This is a genomic window from Mycolicibacterium chlorophenolicum (genome assembly GCF_001044235.1).
GTDB lineage: Bacteria > Actinomycetota > Actinomycetes > Mycobacteriales > Mycobacteriaceae > Mycobacterium > Mycobacterium chlorophenolicum.
Genome location: NZ_JYNL01000064.1, coordinates 595368 through 608610 on the forward strand (window position 1 = coordinate 595368; position 13243 = coordinate 608610).

A 13243-nucleotide genomic window follows, 5' to 3' on the forward strand; every position below is an offset into this window, starting at 1 on the left:
GCTGGTCGCCTGCTGCTCGTCGGAGTGTCGTACGGTGCGGCGGTCCGGCCGGCAGCCCCCGGCCGGAGGTCCGCGTGGGAAGGAACCGGAAGATCTCATGGCGCTCGTGCCGCTGAACCTGTTCGTCAGCCACGACGGGAAGTCCCGTCGGCAACACATCACCTGCGTCTACAAGTGCGGCGACGCGTGCTCCAAGCCGGTGCCCAACCGCAGCGACAACGAGTACTTCGGCGACATCGCCAAGGTCGTGTCCCGCCGCTCGATCCTGCAGGCCGGCAGCGTCGCGGTGCTCGCCGTCGGCGCCGGGTCCGCGCTCGCGGCGTGCTCCTCGCCGACCCAGCCCGCGCCGACGTCGTCGTCGGCGCCCGCCCCGGCCTCTCCCCCACCGGGCATGAACTTCGCGTCGGTGGCCCCCAACAGTGAGGACGCCGTCGTCGTCGCCGACGGCTACCGGCAGGCCGTCGTCATCAGCTGGGGCGACCCGATCCTTCCCGGCGCGCCCGCCTTCGACGTCGCCAAGCAGACCGGCGCGGCCCAGCGCGGCCAGTTCGGGTTCAACAACGACTTCGCCGGGTTGCTGCCGATCCCCGGGCGGCAGAACCGCTTCCTGCTGGTCACCAACTTCGAATACGTCACCCCGCAGTTCATGTTCCCCGGCTTCGACGCCGACGCCCCCACCCGCGAGCAGTTCGAGGTCGAGCAGGCCGCGGTCGGCATGGGCGTGGTCGAGGTGGAGCGCACCCCCGACGGTCTGAAACCGGTGATGGGCTCCTACAACCGGCGCGTCACCGCCGACACCCCGTTCACCCTGACCGGTCCCGCGGCCGGCAGCGATTTCGTCAAGACCGCCGCCGACCCCGCCGGACGCACCGTGGCGGGCACGTTCGCCAACTGCTCAGGCGGCGTGACGCCGTGGGGCACCGTGCTGTCCGGCGAGGAGAACTTCCACGAGTACTTCGGCGCCGCCGACGGTGCGCCGGCCCCCGGGCCCGTCGATGCCGACCGCAGGGACCGCTACGGCGTCGCGGCCGAACCCACCGCCCTCAAGTGGGAGACGTTCGACCCGCGCTTCGACCTGACGAAGACGCCCAACGAGGTCAACCGGTTCGGCTACGTCGTCGAGCTCAACCCGTGGGACCCCGCGTCGACCCCGGTGAAGCACTCCGCGATGGGACGCCTCAAGCACGAAGGCGCCACCATCTACGTCACCGACGACGGCACCGTGGTCGCCTACACCGGCGACGACCAGCGCTTCGACTACATGTACAAATTCGTCTCCGCCAAGAAGATGCAGCCCGGCACCGATCCGGCCGCGATGGCGCACAACATGACGATCCTCGACGAGGGCACGCTCTACGTCGCCAAGCTCTCCAGCGACATCCCGCCCTCGGAGATCGACGGCTCCGGCACGCTGCCGGCGAAGGGGTCGTTCAGCGGCACGGGCACCTGGCTTCCGCTGCTGCGCAGCGGGCCCGGCGGGCAGGCGCAGTCACTGGTCGACGGCGTCACCGCACAGGAAGCCGCCGTGTTCACCCGGATGGCCGCCGACAAAGCCGGCGCCACCAAGATGGACCGCCCCGAAGACTTCGAGGCCAACCCCAAGACCGGCAAGGTCTACGTGGCGCTGACCAACAACGACGAACGCGGCGCACCCGGCGAGGCCGCCCCCGACGCCGCCAACCCCCGCAACGACAACAAGAGCGGACAGATCCTCGAGATCACCGACAACCACGCCGGCACCGACTTCACCTGGGAGTTGCTGCTGGTGTGCGGTGACCCGAAGGCGGCCGACACCTACTTCGCGGGATTCGACAAGAGCAAGGTCAGCCCGATCTCCTGCCCGGACAACCTGGCCTTCGACAGCCACGGCAACCTGTGGATCTCCACCGACGGCAACGCACTGGACTCCAACGACGGACTGTTCGCGGTCGCGCTCGACGGCCCCAATCGCGGTGAGGTGAAACAGTTCCTGACCGTCCCCCTGGGCGCGGAGACCTGCGGACCCATCGTGACCGACACGCTCGTGACGGTGTGCGTGCAGCACCCCGGCGAGAACGACGACAACAGCATCGACAACCCGCAGTCCCGCTGGCCCGAAGGTGGCAACGGCACGGCGCGGCCGTCGGTGGTGGCGGTGTGGAAGGACAACGGCCAGATCGGCCTGTAGAGCGGTTGCGCGCGTTTGTATCTGCTCGCGAGAGGTTATCTTGAGGCATGACCCGACCCGTGCGTATCGGCGTGCAACTGCAGCCACAACACTCAGGCGAATACCGCCACATCCGGGACGCGGTGCGCCGCTGTGAGGACATCGGCGTCGACGTCGCGTTCAACTGGGACCACTTCTTCCCGCTGTACGGCGACCCCGACGGCGCACACTACGAATGCTGGACGATGCTCGCCGCGTGGGCCGAGCAGACCTCCCGCATCGAGATCGGCGCCCTGGTCACCTGTAACTCCTACCGCAACCCCGAGCTGCTCGCCGACATGGCCCGCACCGTCGACCACATCTCCGACGGCCGGCTCATCCTCGGCATCGGATCCGGTTGGAAGCAGAAGGATTACGACGAATACGGCTACGAGTTCGGCACCGCGGGCAGCCGGCTCGACGACCTCGCCGAGGCGCTGCCGCGCATCGAATCCCGGCTGGGTAAGCTGAATCCCGCTCCGCTGCGCGATATTCCGATCCTGATCGGTGGGCAGGGCGAGAAAAAGACGCTGCGACTGGTCGCCGAACACGCCCACATCTGGCACGGCTTCACCGATCGCTCCACCTACCCCGGCAAGGCCGAGGTGCTCGACCGGCACTGCGCGGACGTCGGGCGCGACCCCTCGGCGATCGAGCGCTCGTCGGGCGTGCCCGAGGGCAGCGAGGACGCCATGCTCGCCGGAGCCGAGGCCCTGGTCGGCCTCGGTGTCACGCTGCTGACGATCGGCGTCAACGGTCCCGACTACGACCTCACCAAGGCCGAGGCGCTGTGTCGGTGGCGGGACCATCAGGCGGGCTGACCCGCGCGGCATTGCACTCCGATTGAGCCGAACCTTCCGGCTCCGGTGCGCGGCCCACTACCTTGCTTGAGATGAGCAGCAAGCGGGTACCGCGCCTGACCGTGAAAAGTTTCGTTCTGGTCCTGGTGGCGGCGATGATCGCGGCGATGGGGCTGGCCGCCCCGGCGGGCGCGCAGGTGGATCAGTGCGCCCCGCCCGGGGTGCAGAGCGCCAGTGCGCTGCCGACGAATCTGGCGGCCGCGGCCACCGGTCCCGCCGAGGACAAGTACACGACCCCCGGGGTGCGTCCGCTGCAGGACATCGACGTCAACGCGCTGGGCTTGTCCAGCCCGGGCACGCTGACGGTCGGCACCCTGTCGGATGCGCCGCCCAGCATCTGCATCAACTCCGCCGGCCAGTTCACCGGGTTCGACAACGAGCTGCTGCGGGCGGTCGCCGACAAGCTGGGCCTGAAGATCAACTTCGTCGGCACCGAGTTCTCCGGCCTGCTGGCCCAGGTGGCGTCCCGCCGCTTCGACGTCGGCTCCTCGTCGATCACCACCACCGACGCCCGGCGGCAGACCGTCGGCTTCACCAACGGGTACGACTTCGGTTACTTCTCGCTCGTGGTTCCTCAGGGCTCGCCGATCACCGGGTTCGACAAACTCGCCGCGGGTCAGCGCATCGGCGTCGTGCAGGGCACGGTGCAGGAGGCCTACGTCATAGACACCCTCAAGCTGCAGCCCGTGAAATTCCCCGACTACAGCACCCTCTACGCGAGCCTCAAGACCCGCCAGCTCGACGCCTGGGTCGCGCCGTCGCAGCAGGCGCAGGGCACGGTGCAGCCCGGTGACCCCGCCGAGATCGTCGAAAACACCTTCAGCTTGGACAATTTCGTCGCGTGGGCGGTCGCCAAGAACAATCAGCCGCTGATCGACGCGCTGAACTCCGGCCTCGACGCGATCGTCGCCGACGGCACCTGGTCGCGGCTGTACTCCGACTGGGTGCCGCGCGCCCTCCCGCCGGGCTGGAAGCCCGGATCCAAGTCCGCACCCGAACCGAAGCTGCCCGACTTCGCCGCGATCGCCGCGGAGAACCAGTCCAAGGCCACCCCCGCGCAGGCCTCGGCGCCGCCGTCGACACTGTCCCAGCTCGCCGCGTCGTTCCTGGACTGGAACCTCTACAAGCAGGCCATCCCGGACCTGTTCAAGACCGGTCTACCCAACACCCTGATCCTGACCTTCGCCGCCAGCGTGATCGGCCTCGTGCTCGGCATGGCGCTCGCGGTCGCCGGGATCTCGACCTCGCGACTACTGCGCTGGCCCGCCCGCATCTACACCGACATCTTCCGGGGCCTGCCCGAAGTGGTGATCATCCTGCTGATCGGGCTCGGCATCGGCCCGGTGGTCGGACAGCTGACCGGCAACAACCCCTACCCGCTGGGGATCGCCGCACTCGGCTTGATGGCCGCCGCCTATGTCGGCGAGATCTTCCGGTCCGGCATCCAGAGCGTGGACCCGGGGCAGCTGGAGGCGTCCCGGGCGCTCGGCTTCAGCTACGCGACCTCGATGCGGCTCGTCGTCATCCCGCAGGGCGTGCGCCGGGTGCTACCCGCGCTGATGAACCAGTTCATCTCGCTGCTCAAGGCGTCGTCGCTGGTGTACTTCCTCGGCCTGATCGCCAACCAGCGCGAGCTGTTCCAGGTCGGCCGCGACCTCAACGCGCAGACCGGCAACCTCTCACCGCTGGTCGCCGCCGGACTGTTCTACCTCGCCCTGACCATCCCCCTCACCCACCTGGTGAACTTCATCGACACCCGGCTGCGCCGCGGCCGCCGGCCCGACGAGGAGGACCCGCTGCTGACCTCGACCTCCCAGGAGATGAACTGATGACGACGACGACCGCGGTCTCGCTGGCCGCCACCGACCTGCACCTGTCCTTCGGCCCCAACGCCGTGCTGCGCGGCGTCGACCTCGACGTCGCCGCCGGCACGTCGACCGCCGTGATCGGGCCGTCCGGGTCGGGCAAGTCCACGCTGCTGCGCACTCTCAACCGGCTCTACGAACCCGATCGTGGGGACATCCTGCTCGACGGGCGGTCGGTGCTGCGCGATGACCCGGACGAACTGCGGCAGCGAATCGGCATGGTGTTCCAGCAGTTTCAGCTCTTCCCGCACCGCACCGTGCTCGACAACGTGACGCTGGCGCCGCGACGGCTCAAGGGCCTGGACGCCGACGCCGCACGCGAGCTGGGACTCACGCAGCTGGATCGGGTCGGACTGCGGCACAAGGCCGACGTACGGCCGGCCACGCTGTCCGGTGGGCAGCAGCAGCGCGTCGCGATCGCCCGCGCGCTGGCGATGTCCCCACAGGTGATGTTCTTCGACGAGGCCACCTCGGCGCTCGACCCCGAACTCGTCAAAGGGGTGCTGGCACTGATCGCCGAACTGGGGGCCGACGGCATGACGATGGTGATCGTCACCCACGAGATGGACTTCGCCCGATCCTTCGCCGACACGGTCGTGTTCATGGACCGCGGGCAGGTCGTCGAGACGGGACCCCCGGAGCAGGTCTTCGAGAAGGCCGAGACCGAACGGCTTCAGCGATTCCTGTCGCAGGTGCTTTGACGCACCTGTCAAGTTTTTTTCTGCAAAGCCGCTGACCGGACGGTCCGCAAGCCCCCGACAGGTTAGACTGGCGAAATTATGACGGGCACGGAGACGCAGGTCAGCGAGGTCGCGGGCGAACTGCAGCGCGTGCTGGCCAAGGTGATGTCCGTGCTGCGCCACACCGGGAAGACGGCCACCGCCGGGGACCTGACGCTCGCTCAGCTGTCCATTCTGCTCACGCTGCTGGATCAGGGCCCGATGCGGATGACCGAGTTGGCGGCACACGAACGCGTCCGCACGCCGACCACCACGGTGGCCATCCGCCGGCTCGAGAAACTCGGCCTGGTCAAGCGGTCCCGTGACCCGTCGGACCTGCGCGCGGTCCTGGTCGAGATCACCCCCGAGGGCCTGTCCCAGCACCGGGATGCCCTGGCCTCCCGGCAGGCTCACCTGGCCGAGTTGCTCGCTAAGCTCAGCGAGGACGAGCTCGCCGCACTGACCAAGGCCCTCGCGCCGCTCGAGCGCATCGCCGAATAGCGCTCAGCCCAACCAGTCCAGCACCGCCGCGGCGGTCCACGACTGCTGCATGCTGCCCAACGGCTCGCCGGTGAACGGCTCGTAGTACTCGGCGAACGTGCCATCGCTGGCTTGCCGCAGGCCTTCCCGCCGCAGCGTCGAGGACCGCTCGGCCCAGCCGCGCCGCGCGAAGCACCACGAGAACAACCACGTCATCACCGGCCACACCGGACCCCGCCAGTACTCCCGCGACCGGAAGTCGCGCGACACCGGCGACGTCGACGGGATCAGCGCGTACGCGAGATCGGGATGGCCGCTGAACCGCGGCCCCTCCAGCAGGCGGATCAGCGCCCGCTCCCGGTCGTGCGGCAGGCCGCCGCACAGCAGCGGCGCGAACTGCGCCACCGTCTCGGTCGCGATCCACCTCTCCGCGCGCACGTCGTAATCCCTTGCAGCACCCGTCCTTTCGTCGCTGGTCGCGACCACGCCGGCGCGGAAACGTTCCGCCCAGGAGTACAGGTCCTTCACGTCGGCGTTCGGGCGCTTGTGGTCCTCGCCGATCTCGGCCAGCACCTGGCACGCCACCGAGAAGATCGCCGAGACGAACACGTCCTCGACCGCGAAACTCATGGCCTTGGCCAGTAATTCGTCGTCGTAGCGGACGGCCTTCATCTCCTCGACCAGCCAGAGGTAGCGGTCGTACTCCATATCGCTGGGCCGCTGGCTGGCGTCGGTGTTGATCTTGTTGTCCTCGCGCTGGTATTCGGGCACGTCGCCGGGAATCACGTTGGCGTACGGGCTGTCCCAGCGTGGCGAGTTGTCCATGCCGGACTCCCAGCCGTGGTACAGGGTGACGCGGCCGCGGCCCCTCTGATCGCGGCACTCGGCCAGCCACCGGTGCCAGCGCACCAGATCGCCCCAGCGCCGGTCGAGGAACGCGTCGGCGACGGCGCGGGTGGACCGGCCGCGCCGACGGGCGTGGTCGAGGATGCGCTGCACGGCGATCGCGTGCACCGGCGGCTGGGTGATTCCCGAGGTGTGCCGGCCGCGCGGCGCGTCGGGGGACAACGCCGAACACGCCCAGCGGGCCGGGCCCGGGAAGTACCCGTCCACCCCGTTGGCGAACACGATGTGCGGGATCATGCCGTTGCGCCACTGCGCCGACAGCAGCGTGTCGAGTTCGACGACGGCCCGCTCGACCGACAGCGGGGCCAGCCCGATGGCCACGAACGCCGCGTCCCAACTCCACATGTGCGGATAGAGCAACGGTGCTGCGGTGGTCATCGTGCCCAGGTCGTTGCCGCGCAACAGGTAGGCCGCGCGGGCGGCCAGTTGTGTCGGGGCAAAGCTCGGATCGTGGGGCATCGCCTCCCATGATGCGACCTCTTCGCCCGCCGCGCAGGTCGGTAGTGTCGTCGTGTGCCGACTGCCATGATCACCGGGGCCTCCGGAGGCCTCGGAGCCGCGCTGGCCGACGCGCTGGCCCCGACGCACACCCTGTTCCTCGCGGGGCGTCCCTCGGAGCGGCTGGACGCGGTGGCGGGGCGGCTCGGAGCGACCACCTGGCCCGTCGATCTCGCCGACCCCGACGCGATCCCGGCCGTCGTCGAACCCATCGTCGAGCTGGACGTGCTGATCCACAACGCCGGCGTCGCCTACCCCGGGCGGGTGGCCGAGACCACCGTCGACCAGTGGCGCTCCACGATGGCCGTCAACGTGATCGGCGCCGTCGCGCTGACCCTCGAACTGCTGCCGGCGTTGCGCGCCGCGAGCGGGCACGTCGTGTTCATCAACTCCGGCGCAGGCATCAACGCCTCGCCGGGGCTGGCGTCGTACTCGGCGAGCAAGTTCGCTCTGCGCGGTTTCGCCGACTCGCTGCGCGCCGACGAACCGTCGCTGCGGGTGACCTCCGTGCACCCCGGCCGCATCGCGACGGCGATGCAGGAGGATCTCGTCGCCTACGAGGGCCGTGAGTACGACCCCGGGCAGTACCTCAGCGTGCAGACCGTCGCCCGCGTCACCGCCGACGCGATCAACGCCCCCCGCGACGCGCACGTCCACGAGGTCATCGTCCGCCCCCGGTAATGGGATTTCGGCGTGCGCAGTCGCGCTGGGCGCTACCCATCACGCCCGAATCGCGGCACGGATGGTCGCCAAGACGCGCTCCGGGTATTCGGTCAGGTCCAACCAGGTGAACCGCAGGATCTGCCAGCCCGCCACCGAGATGACGTTCTGACGCAACCGATCATTCTGGAAAGCTTCGTGATCGCTGTGAAAGGCGAACCCGTCGACCTCGATCGCCACCTTCGCCGCGACGAACGCGATGTCGATAACGTAGCCGCTGAGTGGATAGTTCGCCTGCCACCCCGAAAGGCCGGCGCGCTGCAGAATCCCGACCAGAAGCCGCTCGCCCTCTGAGCGCGCGCCGTCGCCGGCGGCTCGCAGCAGGCGACGGGCTGCCGGCGAACCGTGGCGTCCCTTGTTCCGCAAATGAACCTGCCACAACTCTCGCAAGTGAAAGTCACGCTGGAGCGCGGCGTCGAACAGTTTGGCGCCGTCGCGACGTTTCACGGCGGCCTCGAGCACCGTCAGGGGTGCCGCCGTCACGCGCAAGCCTCGGACCTCGTCGACATCGGGATCAGCGAGATCGCGGCGGCGGACCACTGAACCGTCGTGCACGCGGCCGTTGCTGTCGCGCGGCACCGTCACCTCGACCACCGGAGGTGCGAAGCCGGTCAGGCCATGCCACCACGCGGCGGCCAGACCGCTCGCTGCGGCACGGTCGCCATAGCTCCATACGGCTGCCCTCACCCGCGCCGCGTCGGTGAACGGCCTGTCGTCGGCGAAGTAGACACCTTCAGAGCAGCGTCGCCAACGCCCGGACCGGACATGCCGGCTCACGGAGTGCTTACTCAGCCCCGCGGCACGCGCTTGGGCCAGTGTCACCACACCGTCGTGCCGTCGAAGGTACTCACTCATCACACCGGTTGGACGTCACCGGCGCCGATTGGGTTCCACCCCGCGCGATTTGGGCGTGGACAGTCGCGCCTACCGCGACTGTGCACGCCGAAATCGCAAGTCAGACGACGATGTTGACCAGCCGGCCCGCCACCACGATGACCTTCTTCGGGGTCCGGCCGTCGAGGAAGGCCACGACCTTCTCGTCGGCCAGCGCGGCCGTCTCCACGATGTCGGCGACGGCATCCGCAGCGACCGTGACCCGGCTGCGAACCTTGCCATTGACCTGCACCGGATACTCGACGGTGTCGTCGACCAGGTACTGCTCGTCGGCGATCGGGAACGGTCCGTGGGCCAGCGAGCCCTCGTGACCGAGCCGCGACCACAGCTCCTCGGCCAGGTGCGGCGCGAGCGGCGCCACCATCAGCACCAGCGGTTCGAGCGCGGCGCGCGCAGTCACCGACTGCTTGGTCAGGTGGTTGGTGTACTCGATCAGCTTGGCCGCGGCGGTGTTGTTGCGCAGCCCCGCGTAATCGTCGGCGGCGCCGGCGATGGTGCGGTGCAGCAGCCGCAGCGTGGCCTCGTCAAGCGCGTCATCGGTGGCACGCACAGCGCCGGACTCCTCGTCGACCACCAGACGCCAGATCCGCTGCAGGAAGCGGTATGCACCGACGACGTCCTTGGTGGCCCACGGCCGCGACGCCTCCAGCGGGCCCATCGACATCTCGTACACCCGCAGCGTGTCGGCGCCGTAGTTGTCGCAGATCTCGTCGGGGGACACCGAGTTCTTCAGGCTCTTGCCGATCTTGCCGAACTCCTGGTTGACCTCGACCTCACCCTCCGGCCCGGTCCAGAAGAACCGTCCGTCGCGCTCGCTGACCTCGGCCGCCGGCACGTACGTCCCGCGCGCGTCGGTGTAGGCGAACGCCTGGATGTAGCCCTGGTTGACCAGCCTCCGGTACGGCTCGCGGGAGCTCACATGCCCGAGGTCGTACAGCACCTTGTGCCAGAACCGGGAGTAGAGCAGATGCAGCACCGCGTGTTCGACGCCGCCCACGTACAGGTCGACGCCGCCCGGGTCATCGGGACCGTGCTCGGCCGGGCGCGGCCCCATCCAGTACGCCTCGTTCTCCTTGGCGCACATGGCTTCTCCGTTGTACGGATCGGTGTAGCGCAACTCGTACCAGCTGCTGCCGGCCCACTGCGGCATCACATTGGTGTCCCGGGTGTAGGGCTTGGGCCCGTCACCGAGATCGAGTTCCACGTTGACCCAGTCGGTGGCCTTGGCCAGCGGCGGCGACGGCTCGCTGTCGGCGTCGTCGGGGTCGAACAGCACCGGGGAGTAGTCCGGAACGTCGGGCAGCTCCACCGGCAACATGTGCTCGGGCAGGCCGTGGGCGCGGCCGTCGGCGTCGTAGACGATCGGGAACGGCTCGCCCCAGTACCGCTGACGGGCGAACAGCCAGTCGCGCAGCTTGTATTCGATGCGGGCGCGGCCGCGGCCGTCGGCGGTGAGCCGCTCGGTCATGGCCGCCTTCGCTGCCGCCACGTCCATGCCGTCGAGGAAACCGGAGTTCACCATCAGGCCTTCACCGGTGTACGCCGCCTCCGAGATGTCGCCACCCGCAACGACTTCCACGATCGGCAGCCCGAACTCGGTGGCGAAGTCCCAGTCCCGCTGGTCACCGCCGGGCACCGCCATGATCGCGCCGGTGCCGTAGCCGGCCAGCACATAGTCGGCGACGAACACCGGAACCTGTTGTCCGTCAGCAGGATTGGTGGCGTACGCGCCGAGGAACACGCCGGTCTTGGTCTTGTTCTCCTGGCGCTCCAGATCGGACTTCGCCGCGATCGAAGCCCGGTAGGCAGCCACCGCCTCGCGCGGAGTCGATGCACCGTAGGTCCACCGCGCGTCCACGCCGTCGGGCCACTCGGCGGCGACCAGGTCGTCCACCAGATCGTGCTCGGGTGCCAACACCAGATACGTCGCACCGAACAGAGTGTCCGGGCGGGTGGTGAACACCTCGACGTCGCCGGCGGAGGTGCCGAACAGCACACTGGCGCCCGTCGAGCGACCGATCCAGTTGCGCTGCATCGTCTTGACCTTCTCCGGCCAGTCCAGAACCTCGAGGTCGTCGAGCAACCGGTCCGAATAGGCGGTGATGCGCATCATCCACTGCCGCAGACGTTTCCGGAACACCGGGAAGTTGCCGCGCTCACTGCGGCCGTCAGCGGTGACTTCCTCGTTGGCCAGCACCGTGCCCAGACCGGGACACCAGTTGACCACCGAGTCGGCCAGATAGACCAGCCGGTGGCCGTCGATCACGTCGGCCCGCTCACCGCTGCTCAACGACGACCACGGCCGGCCGTCACCCGTCGTCCGGGTGCCCGCCTCGAACTCGGCGACCAGCTCGGCGATGGGACGCGCCCGATTCAACTCCGGGTCGAACCACGCGTTGAAGATCTGCAGGAAGATCCACTGCGTCCACTTGTAGAACTCGACGTCGGTGGTGGAGAAGCTGCGCCGCGCATCGTGGCCGAGACCGAGCCGGCCTAGCTGGCGGCGGAAGTTGACGATGTTGGCCTCGGTGCGGGTGCGCGGGTGCGTCCCGGTCTGGATGGCGTACTGCTCGGCGGGCAGACCGAAAGCGTCGAAACCCAACGCGTGCAACACGTTCCGTCCGGTCATCCGGTAGTAGCGGGCGTACACGTCAGTGGCGATGTAGCCGAGGGGATGCCCGACGTGCAACCCCTCCCCCGAGGGGTACGGGAACATGTCCTGGACGAACATCTTGTCGGCCGGCACCGGGGTGCCGTCGGGCGCGGCCAGCGAGCCGACCGGGTTGGCGACGTCGAAGGTTCCGGCATCGGTCCACCGCTGCTGCCAGGAGCGCTCGATGTCCCCGGCGAGCTCCGCGGTGTAGCGGTGCGGCGGGGTGTCGTCGGCGGCATGGTGCGCAGTCGGCGTGTCGGTCACGTGATCAGCGTATAAGCCGCTCTGTGGCGGCCCCGCGGGCCACGGGTTGATCTCGGTTCCGTTGCGGATGCGTCAGGGGTTGGTCCCAGGTCGATTCCAGCCCTGGTGAGCGCGTCGAGCCCGTGGATACATTGCTCGCCTGACCCGGGTGCGCTTGGCCCCGACCGTCGGGAAAAGGGATTGGGAGGACTTCACTCGATGAGCGAAAACGGCCGTCGCTGGCGGGTTCTGGCAGGAGGGATCGGCGCATGCGCCGGTGTCGCCGGTGTGCTGGGCGTCTCGGGCACGGCGTCCGCGCAGCCCCTCCCTGTGCAGCCGACGCTGCCGTCGCCGGCCACGATCGCCCAGCCGGTGCCGGCCGCGCCGAACGTCGTGCCCCTGCAGCCGGGTGTGACACCCGCCACTGCCGGGGTGGCCGCCGTACCCGCCGGCGTCACCGCCGCGACTCCGCCCGTCGTTCCCGCCGCGCCCGCGCCGACGATCGTGCCGGCGACCTCGGGCACGCTCAGCGACTTCTTCGCCGCGAAGGGAATCGCGCTGGAGCCGCAGTCCAGCCGCGACTTCCGCGCGCTCAACATCGTGCTGCCGATGCCCCGCGGCTGGCAGCACATTCCGGACCCGAACGTGCCGGACGCGTTCGCGGTCATCGCCGACCGCGTCGGCGGCAACGGCCTGTACTCGTCGAACGCGCAGGTGGTGGTCTACAAGCTGGTCGGTGGGGACTTCGACCCCAAGGAGGCGATCAGCCACGGCTTCATCGACGCCCAGCAGCTGCCCGCGTGGCGCTCAACCGACGCATCGTTCACCGACTTCGGCGGGATGCCGTCCTCGCTGATCGAGGGCACCTACCGGGACAACGCGATGACGTTGAACACCTCCCGGCGCCACGTGCTGGCGACGGTCGGCCCGGACCGCTACCTGGTGTCACTGGCGGTGACCACCAGCGTCGACCAGGTGGTGGCCGCCGCGGACGCCACCGAGGCGATCGTCAAAGGCTTCAAGGTGAGCGTGCCGTCCGCGGCGCCCGCACCCGGAGTGCCCCTGGGCGTCCCGCCCGCGCCGGCCCCGCCGGCACCCCCAGCTCCCGCTGTCCCCGCTGCGGCGGCCCCCGCGCCGCAGCTGTTGGGACTGCAGGGATAAGCGACGTCGTCCCCCGGGCGAAGCCTGGCGCCCGGGGGACGGCGGCCCGCTGCCGACGC

10 protein-coding genes are annotated in these 13243 nt (G+C 69.3%); 7 read left to right on the top strand and 3 right to left on the bottom strand.

The genetic code is table 11. The annotated features are described in order from the left end of the window. Positions 1-97 precede the first annotated feature (97 nt). From MCHLDSM_RS25195 to MCHLDSM_RS25215, 5 genes are all read left to right on the top strand, one after another. Positions 98-2167 carry a PhoX family protein gene (locus tag MCHLDSM_RS25195; RefSeq protein WP_048472490.1) on the top strand — a complete coding sequence of 690 codons (2070 nt, stop codon included), beginning with the start codon at positions 98-100 and terminating at the stop codon, positions 2165-2167. A gap of 47 nt (positions 2168-2214) precedes the next feature. Next, complete coding sequence (locus MCHLDSM_RS25200; protein ID WP_048472491.1) at positions 2215-3006, top strand: LLM class F420-dependent oxidoreductase; 792 nt, start codon at positions 2215-2217, stop codon at positions 3004-3006. Between the two features lie 71 nt (positions 3007-3077). Further along, complete coding sequence (locus MCHLDSM_RS25205) at positions 3078-4874, top strand: ABC transporter substrate-binding protein/permease (protein WP_048472492.1); 1797 nt, start codon at positions 3078-3080, stop codon at positions 4872-4874. Next, positions 4874-5611, top strand: a complete 738-nt coding sequence (locus tag MCHLDSM_RS25210; protein WP_048472493.1) for an amino acid ABC transporter ATP-binding protein — start codon at positions 4874-4876, stop codon at positions 5609-5611. The genes MCHLDSM_RS25205 and MCHLDSM_RS25210 overlap by 1 nt, the downstream gene beginning before the upstream one ends. Positions 5612-5689: 78 nt before the next feature. Continuing rightward, positions 5690-6130 (top strand): MarR family winged helix-turn-helix transcriptional regulator, encoded by a 441-nt coding sequence (locus tag MCHLDSM_RS25215; protein WP_048420402.1) that lies wholly within the window; start codon positions 5690-5692, stop codon positions 6128-6130. A gap of 3 nt (positions 6131-6133) precedes the next feature. Here MCHLDSM_RS25215 and ggh read toward each other — a convergent pair whose 3' ends face one another. Then, entirely contained in the window at positions 6134-7474 is a 1341-nt protein-coding gene (gene ggh, locus MCHLDSM_RS25220; protein ID WP_048472494.1) for a glucosylglycerate hydrolase, read from the bottom strand. A gap of 54 nt (positions 7475-7528) precedes the next feature. Here ggh and MCHLDSM_RS25225 point away from each other — a divergent pair, with 54 nt between their 5' ends. Beyond that, the gene (locus MCHLDSM_RS25225; protein WP_048472495.1) at positions 7529-8194 is read left to right on the top strand and encodes an SDR family oxidoreductase; all 666 of its coding nucleotides are present in this window, start codon (positions 7529-7531) and stop codon (positions 8192-8194) included. A 39-nt stretch (positions 8195-8233) separates the two neighbouring features. On the opposite strand, the gene MCHLDSM_RS25230 is transcribed toward MCHLDSM_RS25225, so the two are convergent. After that, positions 8234-9091: a PDDEXK-like endonuclease domain-containing protein gene (locus MCHLDSM_RS25230; RefSeq protein ID WP_048472496.1), complete on the bottom strand. Its 858-nt coding sequence runs from the start codon at positions 9089-9091 to the stop codon at positions 8234-8236. 97 nt (positions 9092-9188) lie between these two features. Then, positions 9189-12044, bottom strand: a complete 2856-nt coding sequence (gene leuS, locus MCHLDSM_RS25235; protein ID WP_048472497.1) for a leucine--tRNA ligase — start codon at positions 12042-12044, stop codon at positions 9189-9191. A gap of 198 nt (positions 12045-12242) precedes the next feature. Between leuS and MCHLDSM_RS25240 the strand changes: the two genes are divergently transcribed. Then, entirely contained in the window at positions 12243-13184 is a 942-nt protein-coding gene (locus MCHLDSM_RS25240; RefSeq protein ID WP_048472498.1) for an LpqN/LpqT family lipoprotein, read from the top strand. The last annotated feature ends 59 nt before the right edge of the window (positions 13185-13243 follow it).